This is a genomic window from Brasilonema angustatum (assembly GCF_059505445.1).
On sequence record NZ_JCACKO010000153.1, the window covers coordinates 26,422 to 51,267 of the forward strand.

Sequence of the window (24,846 nt, forward strand, 5' to 3'; positions counted from 1 at the left end):
TTTTGTAGACTTTGCAGCACAAATCAGCAAAAATAAACAAAATGTAGCACAAAGTCTTTTTGAGGATGGTTTAATGGTGGGAACTTTACTCCTCAACGCCTGCGTGGTAAGAACTGCGAACTAGAGGACCAGAACGAACATGGCTAAATCCCATTTCTTGTGCTACCTTGCCTAATTGATCGAATTCTTCAGGTGTCCAATATTTTTGGACGGGTAAATGTTCCAAGGAGGGACGCATATACTGACCGATTGTGATGCGATCGCACCCCACCTCACGAAGATCCACCATTGCCTCAACAACTTCCTCAACCGTTTCCCCGTGTCCTAGCATCAACCCTGACTTGGTGAGAATGCAAGAGTCGATTTCTTTAACGACTTGCAACACAAAAAGCGAGCGATCGTACTTCGCTCCTCGGCGGACTGGTCCTTGTAACCGTTGCACCGTCTCAATATTGTGATTAAAACAGGCTGGTTTCGCCTTCACTACCTTATATATACGCTCACGTTGACCTTGCTGTCCAGCACCCGCACCACCCCAAAAATCTGGTGTCAATACCTCAATTTGAGTTTCTGGGTTTAGCTGTCGGATAGTTTCCATTGTCTTGACAAAATGACCTGCTCCTTGATCTGGCAAGTCATCTCGTGCTACAGAAGTCAGCACAACATAACGCAATCCTAAAAGCTGCACTGCTTGTGCGACCTTTTGCGGTTCTTCAGAGTCAAGAGGCATGGGGGCATGACTTTTATCTACTTGACAAAAAGCACAAGCTCTGGTACAAACTGCACCCATAAGTAAGAAAGTTGCAGTTTTTTGAGAGTAGCACTCCCCTCGGTTCGGACAGCGCCCCTCTTCACAAATCGTGTGAATTTGGTGCTGCTTGATAATACGCTGTACTGTAGAAAGTTCGCTGGCTTTGCCTATTGAACGACGCAACCACGTAGGCATTGCCCTTATTTCTGATTTCAGTTCGGCTTTTTGTGAAGAAGTCATAAGTATTTAAAATCTTTGTAAACAATAGTATCGGAGTGAGATAGTCAGGGAAATACTCTCTTTCTTATTGTTTGAAATGTAACCATGATACAAGTCGAGAGCAAAAACGATACTTAATACATTTGATATTGTGTTTTCTCCGAAAAAATACTCTCCCCTAAATCAAGAAAAGATTGAGTATAGTGTGTTAATTGGCGAAACCAGTATCTAAACCTAAATTTTTTATTACAGCAAAAACTCGTGGTAACTCATAAAATTTTAGTTATCGATGACACTACTGTTGTCCGGGTAAAAGTACGGGAAATGTTGCCACCAGGCAACTTCCAAGTGTTGGAAGCAAGAGATGGTCTTGAAGGATTAAATTTCATCCGTCAAGAAAAACTCAGCCTGATTCTTTTGGATTTCGTGCTACCTAAAGTGAGTGGTTGGGAAGTTTTCCAGGAGATTCAATCCCAGCCAGGTCTAAAAAAAATTCCTCTAATTATTATGTCTGGTCGAAAAGAAGAGGTGAGAGAAAAAATTTCAGAACCTTTTGAATTTTTTGAATTTCTCGAAAAGCCTTTTGACCAGAAGCAACTAATTGACGCGATCAAATCAGCGACAAAAAAGGCTAAACAGCCACGTCAAGAACCTGCTGAACTCTTAACAGTATCTGCTACAAATACTCGAAGAATGACGACTTCTAATGAGGCAGGAGCAACTGCCGACATTCAAATATTAAATCAAAAAATCGCTAACATGCAAGGAGAAATAGATAGTTTGAATAAACAGTTAGTTCAGGTTGTCACCTTTATTCAACAGAAAATCAAATAATAGGAAATGCTTAGAAAGGGGTGTAAGGGTGTAAGGAGAGCCAGTGCCTTGGGGAGCCAGTGCTTGATGAGGGTTTCCCGACAGAGGTATCTGGCGTTCGGGTTTTCCGACTTGTAGACGCCCTCCGGCCGGCTTCCCGATAGCCGTAAGGCGTGGCGTTAGCCATAGGGTAGCACAAGCGCGTTGTGAGGGTGTAAGGGGAAAAGAGAAAATTGTATTTTTGTACACCTTAGCCTATAACTAATGGGTTCAAGCCCCCACTAATTGTTTCCCTTACACCCCTAGTCGTTGAGTAACTTACTCGTTGTTCATTGCACTTACTTGAGTGGTCACAACTGTTGTCGGTTGCAAAATTGAAGTATGAGCGATGGAATTGTTAGCCAGAGTAAATATCGGATTTGACAAGATTCCAGCGATGGAGGTGGCGACTAATGTCGCGATCAACCCTACTTGTAAAGGTCTATATCCCGGCAAATTCCAACGTACTTCTGGATAATTCTTCACCACCTCAGACATTTCATGAGTTTCTTTAACAACCATCATCCTAACCACGCGGATGTAGTAGTAGATGGAGACGACAGTGGTGACTAAGCCTAGCAAAACTAACCAGTACTGTCCAGCTTGCCAACCTGCCCAGAACAGGTAAATCTTACCGAAAAATCCGGCTAGTGGTGGAATACCACCCAACGACAGTAGGGAAATACTTAACCCCAGTGTCAGGAGTGGGTCTTTATGATATAAGCCAGAGTATTCCACAATTTGGTCAGTTCCTGTGCGCAGGGAGAACAGAATCACGCAGGTAAAGCCGCATAGGTTCATGAACAGGTAGACCAGTAGATAAAATACCATGCTGGCATATCCTGCTTGTGTGCCTGCAACTAAGCCAATCATGACGAAGCCGGCTTGACCGATGGAAGAATAAGCCAGCATCCGTTTCATGCTGGTTTGAGCAAGGGCGACGACGTTACCCAACACCATACTCAAGACGGCGAGGGCGGTGAAAACAAACTTCCATTCGTCAGCAACGAGAGGGAAGGCTGTTGTCAGCAAGCGAATCGCTAGGGCAAACCCAGCTGCTTTGGAACCAACTGATAAAAACGCAATCACTGGGGTGGGTGCGCCTTCATAAACATCTGGTGTCCATTGGTGGAAAGGTGCAGCGGAGATTTTGAAGCCAATACCTGCAATCACGAAAACTAGAGCAATCACTAAACCTAGAGATTGACCAAAACCAGATATGGCAATTTCGCTTGCGATCGCACTCAGTTCAGTCTCTCCACCTGATAAACCGTACAACAGCGAAACTCCATACAAAAACACTGCTGTACTCGAAGCACCAATCAACAGATATTTCAGCGCTGCTTCGTTAGAGCGGGGGTCACGCTTGGTGTAACCTGTGAGCAAATAAGAGGAAATACTCAGGCATTCTAGAGAGATGAAAATCATCACCAACTCACTAGCCCCTGATAGAAACATTCCTCCCAGAGTAGCAGTTAGCAAAATCGCGATGAATTCGGCTAAAGGGGTACCACTTTGTTCAACGTAGCGAATTGACATCAAAATGGTGACAGTGGCAGATAATGCCACAAGAGCGCGAAAGACGATACTTAGGTCGTCACCATTAAAGGCACCGCTAAAAGAAATGGGATTTGTATTTTCCCATTCAAACAACAGGGCGACGATAGAAGCAAGTAAACCTGCAATTGCTAGATATCCAATCCAGCGTGAGGACGTCCGCCCTAAAATCAAATCAACAATCAAAACTGTCAAGAGGGTGACAATCACAATCCCCTCTGGCAGAATTGTTCCAGCGTTAAGCTGCGATGCAAGATTAGCAAAATCCATGAGCTGTATTGGTTTTGGCTATCAGACATAATGGTCTAACTGTGTTCATTCTATTGTCTTTTACTCCCGTTGCATTCACTCGTGTGTCGAGTGAGTACCTCTATCAGATTAAATTATGTTTAAGTTTAGTCAGCCTGATTGAAAAAAAATTGTTCTCATAAAATTAAGCAGACCAGCCATAGACTAATCTGCTTGCATACAAAATGATAGTAACAGTTTTTTATAAACTGCTCATTTCGTTTGATATTAAGTTTCGCCTTGCAAATGCTTTTTGTGCCTTTTGGCTACAGATCATGTGAAGCTTTACTTCTCAATCATTTCAAGCCTTAATAGCGTCCCTTACCAGAATATCCACCGTTGCTCCGGCTCCCCCAGTTACCGCCACCAGACCGACTATCTTTCTCCTCGCGTGGTCTTGCTTTATTGACTTTCAGCACACGATCCATCCACTCGGCACCATCTAGACCTTCAATCGCTTTGTCCTCTGCTTGTTCTGAGTCCATTTCTACGAAACCAAAACCACGTGGGCGGCCAGTTTCCCGGTCAGTGGGCAATTGAACTCGCTTTACTGTACCATACTCAGAAAACACTTTGCTGAGGTCGTCTTGGGTAACGCTGTAGGATAGGTTCCCTACGTAAATTGACATGAAATTCTCCAGAATCCGATACAAACAGATGTATATCCGGAGAGCCGCTTGCAGTTTTTCATCATAACAAGCTTATAATCGCCGAATTTACCTCTTCAGACTTAATCCTATCACAACTGTTTTTAAAAAAAGGTTAAATCTATTCTTTTGTATTGATTTCAAGTATTTTCTTTTACTATATTTAATGTGTCAGCTATTATTTACTTAAATACTTCCTAGGACAGATGACTCTATGAAGTTTTAATCCTCTTGAATTTCCGGCAAAGTCAATGAATACATAGAAAGAATAAGCAAGTTATTATAAGTTTAACTTTTTATTTTTGAGAATGTATTGGAATTTAGACTAATTTTGCTTATCAAACCGCCAAACGCTTCTTCATACAGGTTTTCCTAATTTATAGGCTTGTTCTGATTTCGAAATATGAAATGTTTGCAGCATTTGGGCTGTGCCTTGAAAAGAAAATTTAGTCTCAACTCCTCTGAATTTACTAGATTTGCACAAAAAACTTCTCTGGATGAACAAAGACGAGAACGTAGAAGTCACTCGACCAAATCAACTTAGGGGCTTGCCGCAGGGTAGAACACGTAGATCCCTCTGGTGGCGTGCTGTCCGTAGAGTAGAAATAAGAGTTTGAGAACGTTTTTGCGTAAGTCCTATAAAATAACGTCACCTTGACGAAATGCTTGTATGGTTTTTTGTCCAGGAAGTCGATTCACAAGCTGTTGTGCCTTTAACTTGCACAATATGGGCAGGCAAGATACCGACTCCACAAGAGTTTCATTTAAATACGGTGTGCGAATTGTAAGATTTTCAGCTTACCCCTTATCACAAACGCTGTTAAATTTGATTTCATTTTGGCATAATCGACACAAATCTGGTTGTTATGTAATTCTATAACGATTTAGTTTGGGGGATTTTGAAAACAGTAGTCGCCAATTATGCCGATTATAAGTTAAAGATTGAAATAACTAGAAACTCACACATCCACTGTCCCTACCTTCCATCTGGGAGGATATTGTGCTAAGCATCGGCGACTTTCGCCATTGCGGGCAGTTTGTGTAAGGATAAAATCACATATCGCTCAGCGTGAGGTTTTAGCTTAACCAATGCGCTCTTAACGATTTAACTGACTGTTTAGCTTAGCAGCTATTCTTTGTTTGAAATTTCCATGTCAACTCTTGTCATCGTCGAATCTCCGACCAAAGCTCGTACCATTCGCAACTACCTGCCAAGAGACTACCGGGTGGAAGCGTCAATGGGTCATGTGCGTGACCTTCCTCAATCAGCAACTGAAATTCCCGCCAATGTCAAGGGGGAGAAATGGGCGCAGCTAGGGGTAAATGTAGACGCCGACTTTGAACCGCTGTACGTCGTCCCTAAAGATAAAAAGAAAGTTGTCACTCAGCTCAAAGAGGCCCTGAAAGAAGTAGATGAACTGATTCTGGCAACCGATGAAGACCGGGAAGGTGAAAGCATCAGTTGGCATTTATACCAGTTGCTCAAGCCAAAAGTTCCAACAAAGCGGATGGTGTTTCACGAAATTACCTCTGACGCCATCAAGAAAGCCTTGAAAAACTGCCGCAACATTGACGAACAGTTAGTTCGTGCTCAAGAAACGCGGCGGATTTTGGATAGACTTGTGGGCTATACCCTGTCTCCCCTGCTGTGGAAAAAAATCGCCTGGGGATTATCTGCTGGACGTGTACAGTCTGTTGCTGTGCGGCTTCTGGTCAACCGGGAACGCCAACGTCGTGCTTTCCACCAAGGTTCTTACTGGGACTTGAAAGCAACGTTAACTCCCCCTAATTCTCCCAAAGCACAATCATTTACTTCCCAACTGGTAACACTGGGAGGAACAAGGCTGGCGAATGGCGGCGATTTTGATGCCGCCACAGGGAAAATCCCCTCAGAACGCAATGTTATCTTGCTCAATCAGGAGCAAGCACAAGCCCTCAAAGAACGGCTGACAGGAAAAACCTGGAAAGTCACAGACATTGAGGAACGCCCTGTTACGCGTAAACCCGCGCCACCGTTTACCACCTCGACTTTACAGCAGGAATCTAACCGCAAACTGCGTCTTTCCGCACGGGACACGATGCGAGTTGCCCAGAATTTGTACGAACAGGGATATATTACCTATATGCGTACAGATTCGGTGCATTTGTCAGATCAGGCGATCGCCGCCGCCCGTGACTGTGTAGGCAAACTTTACGGTAAAGACTACCTCAGCCCCCAACCGAGGCAATACACCACTAAATCCAAAGGTGCACAAGAAGCCCACGAGGCAATTCGCCCCGCAGGTAGCACCTTCCGCACTCCCCAAGAAACAGGCTTAAGCGGTCGGGAGTACCAAGTCTACGACCTGATTTGGAAGCGTACTGTCGCCAGCCAAATGGCAGACTCTCGCCAAACTCAAATTATCATGCAACTGCTCGTGGAAGATGCTGGTTTTCGCTCCTCTGGCAAACGCATTGACTTTCCGGGATTCTTGCGTGCTTATGTGGAAGGTTCTGACGATCCAGAGGCGGCGCTGGAAGACCAAGAAGTCATCTTGCCTAATCTCAAAGTGGGGGATAGTCCCAAATGCAGCGATTTAGAAGCAGTTGGTCACGAAACCCAACCTCCTGCAAGATACACCGAAGCCACCTTAGTCAAAACTCTCGAAAGCGAAGGCATTGGGCGTCCCAGCACCTACGCTAGCATCATTGGCACTATTATTGATAAAGGTTATGCCCAATTGGTGAGTAATGCCCTTATACCCACCTTTACCGCCTTTGCCGTCACAGAACTGTTGGAAAAACATTTTCCTGATGTTGTTGATCCCAGCTTTACCTCCAAGATGGAGCAAACCCTGGATGACATTTCCACAGGTGAAGCTGCGTGGCTACCATACCTCAAGGAATTCTATCTGGGAGACAAAGGTTTAGAAACCTTGGTAAAGGAACAGGAAAGCCAAATAGATGCCAATGTTGCCCGGACAGTGGAACTAGAAAACCTAGATGCCAAAGTCCGCATTGGTAAGTATGGTGCTTATATAGAAAAAGAGAATGGTGATGATGTTGTCACCGCCTCCATTCCCAAAGACCTGACTCCTGCTGACCTTGACCCCCAAAAGGTAGAAACACTGCTGCGGCAAAAAACCGTAGGTCCAGACGAACTAGGTATTCATCCAGAAACGGGTGAAACAATTTACGTCAAAATTGGTCCTTACGGTCCCTACGTACAATTAGGAGATAAGACCGAGGAAAACCCAAAACCCAAACAAGCTTCCTTACCCAAAGGAATAACGTCCGAAAATGTCACCCTTGAGGCAGCTATTGGTCTTTTGTCACTACCGCGAACACTGGGGGTTCATCCACAAACAGGCGCTAAAATCCAAGCCAATTTAGGACGCTTTGGACCTTACGTTGTTCATAACCAAACTGGTGAAAAAGACTACCGTTCCCTGAAAGCTAGTGATGATATATTGACAATTTCCTTAGAACGTGCGGTGGAACTGTTGTCTGAACCGAAAAAAGGACGCAGCACCAGTAACAGCAAGTCTAAGGCGGCTGAACGGGAATTGGGTGCTCACCCAGAAGATGGTGAACCAGTTAATATCTACAATGGCCCCTACGGACCTTACATTAAACACGGCAAAACTAATGTCAGCATCCCAGAAGGTCTATCGGTAAGCGATGTGACTCTTGCTTCAGCCCTGGAGTGGTTAGCATCCAAAGCATCAACAGCAAAATCGACTCGTAAAACAACAGCTAAATCAAGGAGCTCTACGTCTAAATCAAAGACTAAGTCGTCAACCACCACTGCCAAAAAAAAATGACAAAAAAGGCTAGTTAAGCTAAGAGGTTGATATCATCGAGTAGTCTTTCGTAACGAGCGAAAATGTTTAATGAATGGCGATCGCCACTGAGTATAGACGACAAAAATGTGCGATGGCACCGAGTACCTGCCCCTTTGGGGCGATCGCCCTCATAATTCAGCATGAAAGCGTTAATTATGTACAAAAAAAGTGTAGATGCTTTTGTTTACAAGCGCTTGCTAACTTTACATACAAAAAAACAAAAGAATTCATAAAAAGGAAAAAATTTTCGACTGCCTGAACTTCTATACCCATGAAACCTCCCTTAGTAAGATGCAGTCTGTAATAGAGATGATATGATACTCTAAAATATAAGAAGAGAAAACAACATCAAATTTTCACGCATTCACAGAGTGTAAAGTATCATAGTATTAAGCTGAGGGTGCAAAAATACTCTGGTTTCTCCGTGAAGGATTATAAACATAGTTGGTAGTATCTCGGGAGCGGTCAGTTCAATGGACTATATAGAAAAGGTGCTAGAAAAGCTAAAAGAATTGGCACGCAAGCTAATAGAAGCCCTTTTGGGACCAGAAGCGGAACCAGAACCGGAACTGATTCCGATTCCAGTTCACGATCGTTCACGCCGTCGATAAGAAGCTTAATCGTGCTAGATTTAACCGATCGCCCCATAAGTATTCTGGTAGTGCATGGACCAAACTTAAATTTACTGGGACAGCGAGAGCCGGGTATATATGGTTCGTTGACATTGGCTGAAATTGATCGCTCCTTAGAAGAAGAAGGAGAAAAGCTACAGGCAAAAATATCTCATTTACAATCAAATTATGAAGGCGCTCTGGTAGATGCGATTCATCAAGCATTAGGGAAACACCAGGGAATTTTAATCAATGCAGGCGCATATACTCACACGAGTATAGCTTTGCGAGATGCGATCGCTGGTGTTAACTTACCTACAGTCGAGGTACACCTGAGTAACATCTACCGCCGGGAAGAGTTTCGCCATCATTCATACATAGCCCCAGTAGCCATTGGACAGATTAGTGGTTTTGGGGCACAAAGTTACTTACTAGGCTTGCAAGCATTAGTGCATTATATAAGAAAGTAAAAAAATAAAAAACTTATTTTGACTTTTCACTTTCTTTATGATATGCGCTATTCTCTCGTAAGTCGGTTCAAAGGCACAATACTCGGGGCTATTATTGGAGAACAGATAGCTTTTTGTTGTAGCAAGCAGTTACAGGGTGCAGGGAGGTTGAAAGTACCATCTTTGCACTGGAGTAACATAGCTATTTTATATGCTGAAAGTTTGATTTCTTCAGGTAGATTAGAGACACAAGATTGGCAAAAACGTCAACAAGAAGACTTTGCTAACTTGAAAAATAGCTATGGGGCTATTCTCGCCACATTGCCAGTGGCGCTATTTTTTCATGACAATACAGCGAAACTGCGACAAAACTTATTGCTGGCAACAGAAATTTGGCAGGATGATCCAGTCGTACGGGATGGAACACTAGCAGTGGGCTATGCGATCGCCAAATCTCTCACAGAAAAACTCTCTCCACAAGCCCTCATATCTGAGACTATCTCCTTTGTTGGGGAAACACAGACAAACTTGCCACAACAATTATTAGAACTTAATACTTTGTTAAAACATGGTGCCGGGTTAAAAACGGTACAAACCGAATTTAGCAAGGAAGAAAAGTTAAGTAACATCATTGCCTTAGCTTTTTACTGCTTTGTTAGTACCATAGAAGACTTTCGTCTTTCAATTTTGCGAGGTATTCAAGATAGTTATCGCTGTTCGGCAATAGGTGCCATCACTGGTGCTTTATCAGGAGCATACAACAGTGCAGTTGGTATTCCTGTCACTTGGCAGGTTATGCTTGTACAACAGAGTTCGGCACAAGACGGGAAACTACCTGGCTCTTCTAAGATGGTAGAATTAGCTGACGCAATTGTCGCCGTATGGTCAGGAGTGTATAACCTTGCTTCGCATCCAGATAAAGTCAGAGAAGAAAGCGGTGCTATCACACCGCCTCTATTGTCTTTACAGGCAACAGCAGCTCCTCGCGTCATTCGATCACGCTAATATTTTTTCATCGCCAAACGTGACCGATTCCAAAATATTAAAGACTACAAAGTGATTCAAACTAGAATCAATATTCAAAGTCTGTAGGTAGCTATAGTGGCAAATCGGCTTCAAGTATATTCCCGTCCTAGATTGTCTTGTTTTAAGCTATCAAAGTAAGTAACTGCGGTCACAGGTAATGAAAACGCAGCAATTTTTTCAGTCCTTGACTCAGAAGCTGACTTTCTGGCGGCGACAGTACAAAGTGCGACATTGTCATATTGCATCATCAACAACAAGCCGAAAAGACGGATACCCACCAGCAAGAGTGTCAGGCTCAATTGACAAATCACTCAAAGATAAAAAAAATGGTATTGACGCAGTGGGTTCACCCTGGGTGAAAGTAAGGCGTTCCTGCGTTGTTTTTGTCATCACAGTTGTCTCTATAACAGGGGTTATGGGGCAAAAGTTATATAATCAACCCCAGTTGCAAGTGGGGACTGTTGCGCCACAGACAATCAGGGCACCAGCTACTGGGAAAATCGAAAATAAGAAAAAAACAGCACAAAAGCGCAAAGCCGCAACAAAAAGTTCCTTACCAATTCTGATGGTTGATGAACGCATCAATGCAGAAATTGAGCAAAATTTACAAGAGATTTTGCAAGAGGGGAACGAAATTCGTGCAACAGTTGGATCTTTTCCTTTTTTTGACACTTTGGTTTTGTCCGTCTCTACCCAGCGTTACTTGCGTTCGTGTTCTACTTGGGAATGGCAAGCACTGCTGTTAGCTGTAGAAAATACTGATAAGCAAAAATCAACAATGTTGCTTCAAAAGCCCAGAAGTCAAAGAGGACAGAAGGATGCGAAAAGACACAGAAATGAGAATGCAGGAAAAGTTTCTGCTCTTGGCGAACCGTATCACACTTCTTCCACATCAAAAGAAGCTTTTAGAGTCAACGTGCTAGCTTTATCCGAAACATCACAACAACCTGCTGTTTCAGGTTTTTACGCATCCAATACTCAAGACTTAAAATCAAATGATTTGTTCCAAAACATAGATTTTGCACAAGCAGTGGCCCAATTACAAGCTTACCGCCTCAAAACTTCCAAGCAAAACTTTTCCTCACTGCTTGCTCAAATTACGAACATACGGCAGGGATACACTCAAGCAAAGACTAAACTGACAGATTTGGTGAGTGCCAAACCAGATACAGTGTACGATGAAGCTTCTGTTCTCAACTTGTCAAATGAGGATTGGGCGAAAACAAAAATGGGAATCCAACAAACTTCAAAGCGGATTCTCACCCAAGGTATTGCACCCGGACTACCACAAAATATCCTACAAGATGCAGTCAGCATACAAGTCCAAACCTTGGTACCAAAAAATGCCGAAGCTTTAGCTAGCAAACTTTTGTTAGCTGTACTCAAACCAAATTTAAAGAAAGATGAATTACTAACAGATTTTATGACTGCAAAGGTAGCTGCAGAGGTAGAACCTGTCATTGTCACTGTGTATAGTGGTGAGGTGATTGTCCGTCAGGGACAGAAGCTGAGTGCATGGAATTTTGACGTATTAGACCATTATCACCTGATTAGGCGCGAAATTCATTGGCTGGAATTGATACAGTTAGGAAGCTTTGTCACCGCGTCTGTTGGTATTTTTGCAATCGTAGAAGGGCGGATCAAGCACCGATTTCGGCAAAGCGATCGCCTATTGGTATTGCTGCTGAGCCTAAGTGTACCACTGGTAATAATGATGGGTACACCTTACACCACCTGGAGTGCTGTTGGGTTATTGTTAGGTAGCTTTTATGGGCCAACTTTGAGCGTGACTGTTGTAGGATTGCTGTCACTACTGCTACCCATGAGTCTAGAAATAAGTCTAATTGGTCTTGTCGCCGGTGTATCAGGGGGACTTTTAGGGAGTTGCGTTGCACAAAGATTGCGATCGCGTGAAGAATTAGCACTTCTGAGTGTTGCGATCGCTTTGACACAAGGCGGTGTTTACTTAATCATCAAACTTTTGCTCAGTGCTATATTCGGAGTTCCAGTGCACTACTTCGTACTACAAAAAGCAGGATTATTTGCTTTATCCGGCTTAGTATGGAGCATCGTGGGGATGGGGTTGAGTGCTTATTTAGAAAAACTATTTGACTTAGTCACTCCTATCCGGCTTGCAGAACTGGCGAACCCTAACCGCCTCTTATTGAAAAGACTTGCGACTGAAACTCCTGGGACTTTTCAGCATACCCTTTTTGTGGCGACTCTTGCCGAAGCTGCTGCCAAACAGCTAGGATGCAACGTTGAACTTGTTAGGGCGGGTACATTATACCACGACATCGGCAAAATACACGACCCAATGGCATTTATTGAAAATCAAATGGGGAGACCGAATAAACACGACACAGAAATTAAAGATCCTTGGATGAGTGCGTACATTATCAAAAAGCACGTGAGTGAAGGGCTGGCGATCGCACGCAAGCACAGTTTGCCTTCTTTAGTTCAAGCTTTTATTCCAGAACATCAGGGAACAATGCAAATTTCCTATTTCTATCACCAAGCAAAGCAAATGGCGCTCTTAGATCCAAGTTTAAAAGTAAACGAGGCAGATTTCCGCTACGATGGTCCGATACCCCAGTCACGGGAAACAGCAATCGTCATGTTGGCGGATTCTTGTGAAGCAGCGCTGCGATCGCTCACAGACGCCAAACCAGAACAAGCCTTAGCAATGCTGAACAACATCCTCCGCGCCAGATGGCAAGACAATCAACTCCTAGATTCAGGCTTAACACGAGAGGAAATGACCGAAATTGCCGAAATTTTCGTGCAAGTTTGGCAGCAATTCCATCATAAGCGCATTGCTTACCCGAAATTAAAGGTAGTAAAAGAAGGAACAGTGAACAGTGAACAGTAAACAGTGAACAATTGATAACTGGTAACTGGTAAAAGTGTACCTAGTACAGTTAGGCGTAAATAGGACAACCCTTCGGGTTCACCAGTCGCCTACGGAGGGAAACCCTCCTGCAGCGCTGGTTCACCATTTAAAATCCCTAAAAAGCCCATCCCATAATACTTTTGACTTTTGACTTTTGACTTTTGACTTCCGCCTTGCGGTACTAGTTTAATAAAAATCAAATAGGATTGTTACATTAAAAAATTAACGTATTTGCTGCCTACGGCACGCTACGCTAACATTCAAAATCAAGAAAACCAGTAATAGCAAGTAGTCTAGTTCTTAATAGCTTATGCTTGTGTTTGTCATACCCCTCAAAAGTCCGCAAGCTTCTAAATCTTGGGAACTTGTAACCAAGTTATTTGAAAGATGTATCAAATCAATTTGCCATCAAACTTCCTCTAATTATCGGGTTATTGTTGTTTGCCACCAAAAGCCAAAAGTTGAGTTTCATCATCCTCACATTACATATATCGAAGTTGATTTTCCACCAGCAGCTAACGAGCCAGATACGTTCTCTAGAGGGCATACCGATAAAGGGCGAAAAATTTTGAAGGGATTAATCCATGCTCAAGAATTTTCTCCATCTTATACTATGACTGTGGATGCTGACGATTGCGTCAGCAAGTATTTAGCAGAATTTGTTAATCAAAATCATCATAATAATGGTTGGTTTATAAATAAAGGTTACAAATATCAAAACGAAAGTGATGTTATCTATGTCAAAAGAAGAAATTTTTATAAGATGTGTGGCTCTTGTAATATTCTCAGGTACGACTTAAATAATCTACCTGAGAATCCAGAATATAACCGTGGATATGGTTACTATAAATTCTATATAGATCATGAAAAAGTCCGAGAAACTTTGGCTAAAGATGGAAATCATCTTCAGCCATTGCCGTTTCCAGGCGCAGTTTATATTATTGCCACCGGAGAAAATCTTTATTATGGAACAAGCCAGTTAACATTTAGTTTTTTTAACCGTAAAACCTTAAACCAATCAATTCGCGAAGAATTTAATTTGTACCCGTTGAATTTATAGGAATCCAGTTTGGTTTCTGTTCGCACTTCGTGGCGTCTTTCCTGAGGAAACCCGCTCTTTTGAGCTACCTCTCCCTTGTGCTGCCTCGGTTACAAACATGGATACAAACCTTTTTTCCTTGATGGGCACCCTCCCCACCTCTGTTCAAAGTAGCTTGCCCAGGACTTACGCATGGAAACGAGAAATTAAGGGTTTGGGCAAGCAAGGGGTATAGGGGTGTAAGGGTGTAGGTGTTCAAACCCTTACCCCCTTACACCCTCCCACAACTCAGGATCTCTTGCGCGTAAGTCCGATTGCCGTCAGGCATAGGATTTTCCTCTCCCTCACACCCTTACCCCCTAGTTCTTGACTGACTGCAATTTTTCGGTAAATAAGACACACACACAGATTCTCAAGAATCATTTAGGACTGCTATATTCAAAATAATATGTAAAAAAACATCTATAGCTAGTGACTTTATGCGCATATATACAGCAACGCCATGCTGACAGCAAAGTTAAAATCCAACAAATACAAAAAAGCAAAAAAACAGAAGAGTCAGGAAACTCCAACTCTTAGCCTCAAAGAACGTTTAGCCCAAAAGCGTAAAGCTGCACAACAGCGCAAAGAATTCACCAATTTTTTAACGACTGCTGCTTTTGGCGGTATCTTCTTTGGCATTCTCATGGCTTTTGTCGGTGGAATTAAGGCAGCAGTTCCAGGTTTATTGGGAATTGTGACTATTGCTTTGTCCTACAAATATCCCCGCCAAGCCCTTTTTGCCTTCATTATTTACGTGCCGTTTGCGGGTACTATTACTTACTACCTCGGCAATAGTCCCATACTCCAATTAGCAAAAGACTCCTTTTATATTCCAGCGCTGATTGGACTTTGGCAAATGTGTCGTAAACAACGACTACCCCTAATCATTCCCCAAGCTATTAAAACTCCACTGTTTATTTTGTTAGGTATATGTCTGTTGACATTAGTATTTGTTAATGGAGCGCAGCAGCTTAACCCATCTTTAACTCAATTATTAGATGATACAACAACAGAAATACCCATAGGCGTGGGGATACTCGGTTTAAAAGTCTTGTTAGGCTATGTACCCTTGATTGGTTGCGCTTACTATCTCATTCGCAATAAGCGGGATTTCCTATTTTTATCGCGCCTGCAAATTGTGCTTATATTAGCGTGCTGTGCGATGGGATTGATTCAATACGTATTACTATCGAAGGGAATATGCCAAGGCACAAGATTCTTAGAAGGGGCTGCCCAATTTAAAGCATCAATCGAAGCGCGATGTTACTTTGGTGGTTCTCTGATTTATAGTCCCGATCAAGGGATAATTCGTCTACCAGGAACTTTTGTTGCGCCTTGGCAGTGGGGATGGTTTTTGATTTCCAGTGTCTTTTTTGCCTTTGCCTCCGGCTTTAGTGATCCTTCTAGAATCTGGCGGATTCTGAGTTTAAGCTCTATGGCAGCAGTTATGATCAATGCAATTGTCTCCGGGCAAAGAATAGCTCTAGCATTGGTACCTATGTGCTTCGTAGTTTTACTATTGCTGACTGGTCAAATTCGCAACCTCAAACGGTTTCTGCCCATAGCAGTGGGACTGGCGATGATTTTGGGATTTGCGATCATCAAAAACCCTGAGATTTTCCAAGAAAGGACAGCAAGTCTGAATGAACGTTGGGAAGCTTCCCCACCCCTAGAATTTATCACGCAGCAATTTGGCAACGTTTGGAGAAATTTAGAACCGCTAGGACATGGGTTAGGGCGCGCCACTAACTCTGCTCGTGTGCTAGGTAGCACCAGACTAATAGAAACTTACTATCCTAAAATAATATATGAAATTGGGCCGTTGGGATTACTGGGATTTTTAGCTTTAGTCACAACTTTAACAATCGTGTGCTTCCAGACTTATCGTTCCATCAGAAATCCTAATCTCCGCAGTTACGCAGCTGCTTTGTGGGTGTTCATATTATTTATTAGTTACAACACCTACTATTATCCTCTTGATGTCGATCCAATCGCTGTCTATTACTGGTTCTTTGCTGGAGTTCTGTTGAAATTACCAGAAATAGACAAGCAAGAAAGACTCCAAGAAGCGCAGGCAAAAGAGAAACAGGGTAAGAAGAGTAGAGGGAAGAGAGTAAGGGAGAGAGGAACAGAGGAAGCAGGGGAGAATAGTTTTTGACTAATGACTCATGACTAATGACTCTTAATATGAATTTACCTTTAATTTCTGTTATTATCCCGACGTACTGTCGTGAGGAAGCACTGCGCGATAGTCTTGCTGATGTTTTGAAACAGGACTACCCAAACTATGAGGTTTTGGTTGTGGATCAAACTCCAAAACATCAATCAGAAACGGAAACTTACTTAGAAGAGTTAGCCGAAACTAACAAAATAAAGTGGTTTCGTTTGAATTGGGCAAGTTTGCCTGGGGCGCGGAATTATGCAGTGCGGCGTGCAGCAGGTGAAATCATTTTATTTATTGATGATGATGTGCAATTAACTCCTGGATTTTTAGCAGCCCATGCGAAAAACTATTTAGAAAAACCAGAAGTGGGGGCTATTGCCGGACGGGTATTTGACAGAATGAAATTAGGTGACTCTGGGGGAAACTTACAGATTTCATATCTTCCTCCACAAGCAATGGATCCAGGAATTGCTTGGTATTATATCGATTTGGTACATACAATTAAGCCCCAAGAAGTTCTCACAGCCAGAGGTTGTAATATGTCCTTTCGTCGCGAAATTTTTACCAAATACGGCTTGAAATTTGATGAAAGGTTTCGTGGTAGCGCAGTGCGAGAAGAATCTGATTTTTGTTTAAGGTTGCGGCAAACAGGATATAAAATTTGGTATGACCCAGAAGCAGATTTGGTACATTTAGGAGAAGAGACGGGAGGTTGCCATGATATTAGTATGCGCTCTCTCCAATACCAACTCACTTTTTACCACAACCATTTCTTAATGGGGCTGAAGAACCTTACTGCTACCCAAGCTTTACGCCTTTATGCTCGTTTATTTGACTGTCATGTCCTTGGACATCCTCCTTGCAACAAAAGTGGTTCACCCATCAAAATTGTGACTCGTGGTGTTTTCTTCTTTTTGGGGTTTTTAAAAGCCTTGGGTAGTGTTGTTCAATCAATTTGGAATGATGGTCAAATTTACACTCACATGGATGAGCAAGTTAAGATTATTTAACTGCAGATTGACGAAGCGAATATGTGCAAATAGATGATAGATTGATCTGCACATATCCGCGTGCATCTGCAGTTGAAAATAAAAAATGACAAATTATGAGATATCAATGAATATTTTAGTAGCAAGCCACACTTATATTGTAGACCTTAACTGTGAAAAACTACGCATTCTCTCTCAACTAGAACCGGAAATTGAAGTAACAGTTGTCGTTCCCAAAAAGTGGAAACCTGGCGGTGTTCAAAATAAAATAATTGAAACTCAATACCGTGATGAAGGTAAGTTTCGCATCATTCCGGTTTCCAACTTGAGTCAAAATCATCAAGGACTCCTGACATTTGGTGCTGATTTGATATCTTTGTTGTGGGATTTTCGTCCCCAGATTATCCAGGTAGAACAAGGTTCTAAGGGATTAGCTTATGCTGAGACGATTACTTTAAATAAACTATTAGGATTAAAGGCAAAAAATGTCTTTTTCACCTGGTGGAATTTACCATATAACCTGAAATTTCCAGTTTCTTTATTAGAGAAATATAATCTAACCCACAGTCACGGCATTATTTCGGGTAACCAAGATGGTGCCGAGATATTACGACAACACGGATACAAATGTTCAATCAAAGTTATGCCTCAACTGGGTGTTGATGAAACTCTGTTTACTCCTACACCACAACCAGAATTAGGAAGTAAATTAGGAATTCAACCAGGTGATTTTGTTGTGGGATTTGTTGGACGCTTTGTTCCAGAAAAGGGATTACTGACTCTGATAAATGCTTTAGCCAGTTTGAGAGATAAATCTTGGAAAGTCTTACTTTTGGGACGTGGTTCATTAAAATCAGAGTTAATGAACAAAGCAGCAGAATATAAGATTCAAGACAGAATCATCTTGGTAGAAAGCGTTCCACATGATGAAGTTCCAAAATATATTAATTTAATGAGTGCTTTAGTCCTCCCATCAGAAACAAACTACAGTCTCAAAAATCTCACTTCTGCTGGCTGGAAAGAACAATTTGGTCATGTACTCATAGAAGCAATGGCTTGCAAAGTCCCTGTTATTGGTTCTAATTCTGGCGAAATTCCCTATGTTATTGGTGATGCTGGGTTAATATTTCCTGAAGGAGATGCGAAAGCGCTGGCTGATTGCATCCTCCGATTGATGGAAAAACCTGAATTCGCGAAAAAATTAGGCGAGATGGGTTATCAAAAAGTAATGAGTCAGTACACAAATAAAGCTTTAGCAAAACAGCAATTGGAATTTTATAAAGAACTTGTCGATAATCAATAAACACAGATTTACATAGAGAACTATCTGCGTACATCCCCTATACCCTTACACCCCCACCCCCTTACACCCCTAGTTCTTGACTAATTATGCAAGTTCTACAAATTGTCCCCTCAATTTCCCTCATTTACGGTGGTCCTAGTCAAATGATACTAGGACTAGCTCCTGCATTAGCACGACAAGGAGTAGAAGTTACTATTCTCACCACTGACAGCAATGGTGATTCTGGGCAAAAACCTTTGGATGTTCCCTTAAATTGTCCCATTCAACAGGATGGCTATAAAATCATTTATTTTCGTTGTGCCCCTTTTCGTCGCTATAAATTTTCTGTTGACTTACTTCAATGGTTAAATCGTCATGCCAATGAGTTTAACTTAGCCCATATTCATGCTCTATTTTCCCCTGTTAGTAGCTTTGCCGCGACTATTTGTCACAGAGAAAAACTACCTTACATTTTGCGTCCCTTGGGAACTTTAGATCCTGCTGATTTACGTAAAAAAAGGCAATTAAAAAAGCTTTATGCCGCAATTTTAGAACGTCCAAATTTAGCTGGTGCAGCCGCAATTCACTTCACTAGCGTTCAGGAAGCCAAGGTGTCAGAAAGATTTGGAGTCTCAACCCGAGATTTGGTGATTCCCTTGGGTGTCAACCCTGTTAAGAGGGTGGGGGAAGCAGAAACAGAGGAGGTGTGTCGTAAGTTAGGCATACCAGAGGATATACCTTTGGTGCTGTTTATGTCCCGGATTGATCCAAAAAAAGGATTGAATCTACTGCTTCCAGCGTTAGAGGCGCTTTTAGCTGAAGGATTAAATTTTCACTTTGTCTTAGCTGGGACTAATCCTCAAGATCCAAGTTATGAAGAAAAGATAAAATTACAAATACAAGCTTCTGAGTTGCGATCGCACACCACAATCACTGGCTTTGTCACAGGTGAATTAAAATCTACCCTTCTACAAGCTGCTGATATCTTCGTCTTGCCATCCTATTACGAAAATTTTGGTATTGCTGTAGCTGAAGCGATGGCAGCAGGAACACCAGTAGTAATATCAGACCAAGTACATATTTGTCAAGAAGTGCGTGATAGCGAGTCGGGATGGGTGGGCGGAACAGATGTGTCAGAATTCACTAACATGCTTCGTATAGCATTACAAAATCCTTCGGAACGCCAACGGCGGGGATTGTGTGCTAAAGAGTATGCCCTAAAAAATTATAGTTGGGATGCGATCGCTCATCAAACCATTGACGCATATCATCAAATCGTGTCCCACTTAGACGTAAAATAGTAAATCTGTTTGTGCAAGTTTGCACAACCTAAAATTTTGTTTCATGAGGCTAAAGCCCAATCGGCAAACCGGGGTTTAGTGTCATTATGGCAAGATAGAATACATATGGCTTTTTGAACCACAGGGAATGTGACATGGCTCTCCATTTAGGCGACACAGTACCAAACTTTACCCAAGCCTCCTCCACAGGAGAAATAGACTTTTACGAATGGGCTGGCGACAGCTGGGTTGTGCTTTTCTCTCACCCCGCAGATTATACACCTGTTTGTACAACAGAGTTAGGGCGAGTGGCTAAGCTAAAGCCAGAATTTGACAAACGCAATGTCAAAGCGATCGCCCTCAGTGTTGATGATGTTGAATCTCACAAAGGATGGATTGGGGATATTGAGGAAACTCAAAGCATAAACCTCAATTATCCAATTTTGGCAGACGCGGATCGTAAGGTTTCTGATCTTTACGACATGATTCACCCGAATGCTAATGCATTGGTGACTGTACGTACAGTATTCATCATCGATCCCAACAAGAAACTACGTCTGAGCTTAACTTATCCTCCCAGCACAGGACGCAACTTTGATGAAATTCTTCGGGTGATTGACTCGCTACAGTTGACAGACAACTACAGCGTAGCGACACCAGCTGATTGGAAAGATGGCGATGACACAGTCATCGTTCCTTCGCTAAAAGATCCAGAAGTGCTGAAGGAGAAATTCCCCAAAGGATATAAGGAAGTGAAGCCCTATCTGCGCTTGACTCCTCAACCTAATAAGTAAATCTGGGAATTGTTTCGTGTAAAGGCGCAAAGGCGCAGAGTTTTTCTCTGGCGTCTTTGCGTTTTTGCGTGAGAATAAAAGCTAGTTGGGTAGGCAATTAGAGAAAATAACTATGCTTTCATCTCCTATTTTTTTACGGATGCCACCAGATTTGCAAATGACAGATGAGCAATTTTTTGAGTTCTGTCAGGTTAACCGAGATTTACGTATTGAACGTGATAAATTTGGTGAGATATCAATTATGCCTCCTACTGGTTCAGAGACAGGTAACCGCAATTTTAACGTAGCTCTCCAGTTGGGAATTTGGGCAAATCAAGACGGAACAGGTATTTGTTTTGATTCCAGTACTGGATTTAAGCTATCAACAGGCGCAGATATAGCGCCTGATGCTTCTTGGATGAAACTTGAACGGTGGAATGCTCTAACTGGCGAACAACAACAAAAGTTCGCTCCAATTTGTCCAGATTTTGTCGTAGAACTCCGGTCGTCTTCTGACAATCTTCAACCTTTAAAATCTAAAATGGAAGAATATATGAGAGAGCTAGGGATACAGTTAGGTTGGTTGATTGATCGCAAGCACCGCAAAGTTTATATTTATCGTCCTGGAATGCCAGAGGAATGTTTGGATAATCCTGTCACTGTCAGTGGTGAGTCAGTTTTGCCAGGGTTTGTTTTGAATATGAATAAGGTTTGGTAGTAAAAGCCTTTCAGGTTGTAGCTTTGCGAAGGCACTTTTGTTAATCGTCAAAAAATATTACAAATTCAGTATTAGGGTGTACAACCCTGTTATTAATACTTTCATCCACAATTTGACTCGTTCTGTAGTGCTTTTCATTCTTTTGAACCGACAAACCCATGTAGGGGTGCAGCATCAAGGTAAATGCATCTTAGAGTCTTGACAAAAATATTAATCAGCGCATCAACTGAAAACAATAATTAGTGCTTGACTGGTTTTTTAGGGGTTAAGGCGATCCTACAAGCTTGCCGCAGGGCATCTACGTTGAGAAAATTGTCAAGAACCGAGCAAATACTGCGATTATTTTGGGTTTTATTGATATTTAAAGGTTTTTGTTGACACAAAGCATTTGCTTTGGGAAAGCAAATGCTTTGTGCACCTACAGTCAACTTGTGAGTAAAAAATTCTTTCTAAAATGATGCATCTCGGATGAAAAAGTTATCGCTGTTTGTATTCACCTTACCTCTAGCAACCATAGCAACTCTTGCGCCACTCACCATTGCAGTTGCACAGCAAGTAACTTCTGATGGAACTGTATCCACCACAGTTACCACTCCTGATGGCAAAAATTTCAACATTAATGACGGGACAACAAGAGGAGGAAACCTATTTCACAGCTTCAAAGAATTTTCTGTACCCACTGGTGGTTCAGCAACTTTCAACAATGCAGCCAATATACAAAACATTATCAGCCGAGTCACGGGTGGTTCTGTTTCTACTATTGATGGTTTGATTAGAACACTGGGCAAGGCAAACTTATTTTTACTCAATCCAGCCGGGATCATTTTTGGACCAAATGCCAGCTTAAATATTGGTGGTTCCTTTTTGGGCAGTACAGCGCACAGTTTTGTCTTTGATAATAATTTTGAGTTTAGTGCGACTAACCCACAAGCACCGCCATTGTTAACAATAACTGCTCCGATTGGCTTGAGGTATCGGGATAATCCTCAAAATATCACCAATCAATCTGCTGGTCTTCAAGTTGCTTCTGGAAACTCGTTCGCACTGGTAGGGGGTAACGTCAGCTTAAATGATGGGATAGTGTTAGCACCAGGAGGAAGAATTGAGTTAGGAGGATTATCTACAGCAGGAACGGTGGGACTTAATGGTGATGGAAGTTTGAGTTTTCCTGCGGGAGTGCAACGTGGGGATATCTCGCTCACAAATGGTGCAACTGTTGATGTACGTGGAACAGGAACAGGCAGTATTGCAGTTAATGCCAGAAATTTAGATATTTTGGGGGGAAATATTTTTGCTGGCGTTGGCAAAGGATTAACAGCAGATAACTCACCACGAGGAGATATTGCACTCAATGCGACTGGGAAAGTCACAATTAATTATCCCAGCCGAGTGACTAATCTAGTAGATGAAGGTGCTACTGGCAATGCAGGTGATATCAATATTAAAGCTGGTGATATTTTCATAACTAATAAGGCTAGTACTCCAACCAATTTTGATCTTCCTGCTGCACTAGATACTGGTCCGGTTGGAAAGGGACGTGCTGGAAACATATCTCTTGATGCAAATAACTCGATATTCTTAACAGGACAAGATGTCGGTAATGAGGATCGGGTCATTTCCACTTTTGATAATTTAGGGGGGGGATTAGGAGCAGGAGATATATCACTTAAAGCCAATGGCTCGATTCTTTTATCGAATGCTTATTTGAAAAACGCCACTTACATCAATGGAGATGCAGGAAACATATTTATCAATGGCAATGACTCTGTGTCTATAACTGCCAATAGCTCGCTTTTTAGCGGAGGTCCTGCAAAAGCTGGAAAAATCACAATCCAATCCAGAGGTCCTGTTTCAATTCAAAATAGCTTAGTCAGTTCCGCTGGTAACACTTCAGATAATATCAACATATTTGCGCGATCTGTTTCTGTAACTGATGGGGCGGAATTGACAACTAGAACATTTGATGACGGTGGAACTTCTGGCAACATTAATATTAATGCGACAGATTTTGTAGAAATTGCTGGCAGGAAACCATTCCCACTCTCAAACACAGCGCGATCGCAAAGTATCATCTACAGTGCACTATTAACAACTAGTGAGCAAGGTCTCAAGGGTGTGAGTGGTGACATCAATATTAATACTGCTACTTTACGTGTATTAGATGGAGCAAGCTTAAGGGCAGAAAGCCGAAGTAATTTCAGGGGTGGTAACATCAACGTTAATGCCAATGTCCTTGAACTAACTGGTGGCGGACAACTTCTGACTAACGCTTTTGAGGGAGGAAATGCAGGTGACATCAACCTCAAAGTAGCTGACCGCGTCACTATTAGTGGTAGTAACCCTACCAGAGCTTTACTATTTAACGCAATACTTGAAGGCAGTTATCCCGAGTTACTTGGTTCTGCAGCACTCCGTTATGCTCCTGAAATCGCAAAAAGTTCTCCTCAGAGGCAGGCCGAATTTCTACTTGGTTCTGCTGAACCTGCTAGTGGAATATTTGCCAGTACATCTGTTGCTTCCACAGGTCAGGGTGGCAACGTTAAGATTGCGACTGGAAAGTTGCAACTCCAAGATGGTGCGAAAATAAGTGTCAATAGTGATGGTCAAGGAAATGCTGGAAACATTACTTTAGGAGTCCGAGACTTCTTACTCTTGCGTCGCGGTAGTGAAATCTCAACGACTGCGGGTAGCGGTACTAGTGGAGATGGCGGCAATATCACGATTAACTCTGCATTAATCGTTGCTTTTCCCTTAGAAAATAGTGACATCACTGCCAATGCTTTCAGCGGTAGGGGAGGGAAAATTACAATTAGAACTCAAGGTCTGTTTGGAATCGAGCCTCGATCCCAATTAACGCCTGAAAGCGACATCACTGCATATTCACAACAAAACCCATCCTTAAGCGGGACTATCAACATTATCACTCCAGATATTGACCCCAGCCGTGGGTTGTTTGAGTTGACAGAAACTGTCATCGATCCCGCACAACAAATTGCCCAAAATCCATGTACAAAAGGTTTTGGTAGTACTTTCACTATCACCGGACGTGGTGGAATCCCAACTGATCCCACAAAAATTCTCAGTAGTGATAATGTGCGCGTTGATTTGGTTGAGCCTGTTGCTAGTACAGTGAATTTAACAAATACAATTCAAAAGCAGCGATCTCAACAGCCTACTCTCAAAAAGATAATACCTGCTCAAGGATGGATATATAACGAAAAAGGTCAGGTGGTGCTAGTCGGTTATGATCCCACCAAGACTGGTGTACAACGATCGCAGCCAGCACCTAATAGTAGTTGTGCTGCACTGAGATAGATACGTTCTTGTTACAGGTCTGGCTTTACCCCACCCCGCTTTTGTCTATTGCCAAAACCTTCCCTCCCCTTATCAAGGAGGGCTGTTTCATTTCACAAGGGTAATAAATTTGTCAATCTTATTAGAA

Annotated in this window: 18 protein-coding genes; 14 read left to right on the forward strand and 4 right to left on the reverse strand. The window is 42.4% G+C overall.

Annotation, left to right across the window (positions count from 1 at the left end):
- Window positions 1-85 precede the first annotated feature (85 nt).
- Window positions 86-991 (reverse strand): lipoyl synthase, encoded by a 906-nt coding sequence (lipA, locus tag AC5JM2_RS33335; protein WP_495840073.1) that lies wholly within the window; start codon window positions 989-991, stop codon window positions 86-88.
- 240 nt (window positions 992-1,231) lie between these two features.
- Between lipA and AC5JM2_RS33340 the strand changes: the two genes are divergently transcribed.
- Window positions 1,232-1,804: a response regulator gene (locus tag AC5JM2_RS33340; protein ID WP_495840075.1), complete on the forward strand. Its 573-nt coding sequence runs from the start codon at window positions 1,232-1,234 to the stop codon at window positions 1,802-1,804.
- Window positions 1,805-2,101: 297 nt separating this feature from the next.
- Here AC5JM2_RS33340 and AC5JM2_RS33345 read toward each other — a convergent pair whose 3' ends face one another.
- A complete protein-coding gene (locus tag AC5JM2_RS33345; protein WP_495840077.1) occupies window positions 2,102-3,649 on the reverse strand; it encodes an NAD(P)H-quinone oxidoreductase subunit N in 1,548 nt (515 codons plus the stop codon).
- Between the two features lie 326 nt (window positions 3,650-3,975).
- Entirely contained in the window at window positions 3,976-4,296 is a 321-nt protein-coding gene (rbp, locus tag AC5JM2_RS33350) for an RNA-binding regulator (protein WP_495840079.1), read from the reverse strand.
- 1,169 nt (window positions 4,297-5,465) lie between these two features.
- On the opposite strand from rbp, the gene topA reads away from it, so the two are divergent.
- Entirely contained in the window at window positions 5,466-8,117 is a 2,652-nt protein-coding gene (topA, locus tag AC5JM2_RS33355; protein ID WP_495840081.1) for a type I DNA topoisomerase, read from the forward strand.
- A gap of 13 nt (window positions 8,118-8,130) precedes the next feature.
- Here topA and AC5JM2_RS33360 read toward each other — a convergent pair whose 3' ends face one another.
- Window positions 8,131-8,280 carry a hypothetical protein gene (locus AC5JM2_RS33360; protein WP_495840083.1) on the reverse strand — a complete coding sequence of 50 codons (150 nt, stop codon included), beginning with the start codon at window positions 8,278-8,280 and terminating at the stop codon, window positions 8,131-8,133.
- 331 nt (window positions 8,281-8,611) lie between these two features.
- Between AC5JM2_RS33360 and AC5JM2_RS33365 the strand changes: the two genes are divergently transcribed.
- From AC5JM2_RS33365 to AC5JM2_RS33420, 12 genes are all read left to right on the forward strand, one after another.
- A complete protein-coding gene (locus AC5JM2_RS33365; protein WP_495840085.1) occupies window positions 8,612-8,749 on the forward strand; it encodes a hypothetical protein in 138 nt (45 codons plus the stop codon).
- Between the two features lie 11 nt (window positions 8,750-8,760).
- On the forward strand, window positions 8,761-9,219 hold the full coding sequence (aroQ, locus tag AC5JM2_RS33370; RefSeq protein WP_495840087.1) for a type II 3-dehydroquinate dehydratase: 459 nt from the start codon (window positions 8,761-8,763) through the stop codon (window positions 9,217-9,219).
- A gap of 42 nt (window positions 9,220-9,261) precedes the next feature.
- A complete protein-coding gene (locus AC5JM2_RS33375) occupies window positions 9,262-10,203 on the forward strand; it encodes an ADP-ribosylglycohydrolase family protein (protein ID WP_495840089.1) in 942 nt (313 codons plus the stop codon).
- 178 nt (window positions 10,204-10,381) lie between these two features.
- Window positions 10,382-13,096 (forward strand): HD family phosphohydrolase, encoded by a 2,715-nt coding sequence (locus AC5JM2_RS33380; RefSeq protein WP_495840091.1) that lies wholly within the window; start codon window positions 10,382-10,384, stop codon window positions 13,094-13,096.
- Window positions 13,097-13,427: 331 nt separating this feature from the next.
- The gene (locus AC5JM2_RS33385; RefSeq protein WP_495840093.1) at window positions 13,428-14,177 is read left to right on the forward strand and encodes a glycosyltransferase family 2 protein; all 750 of its coding nucleotides are present in this window, start codon (window positions 13,428-13,430) and stop codon (window positions 14,175-14,177) included.
- Window positions 14,178-14,658: 481 nt separating this feature from the next.
- Window positions 14,659-16,356 carry a hormogonium polysaccharide biosynthesis protein HpsL gene (hpsL, locus tag AC5JM2_RS33390; RefSeq protein WP_495840095.1) on the forward strand — a complete coding sequence of 566 codons (1,698 nt, stop codon included), beginning with the start codon at window positions 14,659-14,661 and terminating at the stop codon, window positions 16,354-16,356.
- Window positions 16,357-16,385: 29 nt separating this feature from the next.
- On the forward strand, window positions 16,386-17,372 hold the full coding sequence (hpsN, locus tag AC5JM2_RS33395; RefSeq protein ID WP_495840214.1) for a hormogonium polysaccharide biosynthesis glycosyltransferase HpsN: 987 nt from the start codon (window positions 16,386-16,388) through the stop codon (window positions 17,370-17,372).
- A gap of 106 nt (window positions 17,373-17,478) precedes the next feature.
- Complete coding sequence (gene hpsO, locus AC5JM2_RS33400; protein WP_495840097.1) at window positions 17,479-18,654, forward strand: hormogonium polysaccharide biosynthesis glycosyltransferase HpsO; 1,176 nt, start codon at window positions 17,479-17,481, stop codon at window positions 18,652-18,654.
- Between the two features lie 86 nt (window positions 18,655-18,740).
- Entirely contained in the window at window positions 18,741-19,934 is a 1,194-nt protein-coding gene (gene hpsP, locus AC5JM2_RS33405; protein ID WP_495840098.1) for a hormogonium polysaccharide biosynthesis glycosyltransferase HpsP, read from the forward strand.
- 134 nt (window positions 19,935-20,068) lie between these two features.
- Entirely contained in the window at window positions 20,069-20,707 is a 639-nt protein-coding gene (locus AC5JM2_RS33410; protein ID WP_495840100.1) for a peroxiredoxin, read from the forward strand.
- A 112-nt stretch (window positions 20,708-20,819) separates the two neighbouring features.
- The gene (locus tag AC5JM2_RS33415; RefSeq protein WP_495840102.1) at window positions 20,820-21,404 is read left to right on the forward strand and encodes a Uma2 family endonuclease; all 585 of its coding nucleotides are present in this window, start codon (window positions 20,820-20,822) and stop codon (window positions 21,402-21,404) included.
- A 468-nt stretch (window positions 21,405-21,872) separates the two neighbouring features.
- Window positions 21,873-24,719, forward strand: coding sequence for a two-partner secretion domain-containing protein (locus AC5JM2_RS33420; protein WP_495840104.1), 2,847 nt, complete (start codon window positions 21,873-21,875; stop codon window positions 24,717-24,719).
- Window positions 24,720-24,846 lie beyond the last annotated feature (127 nt).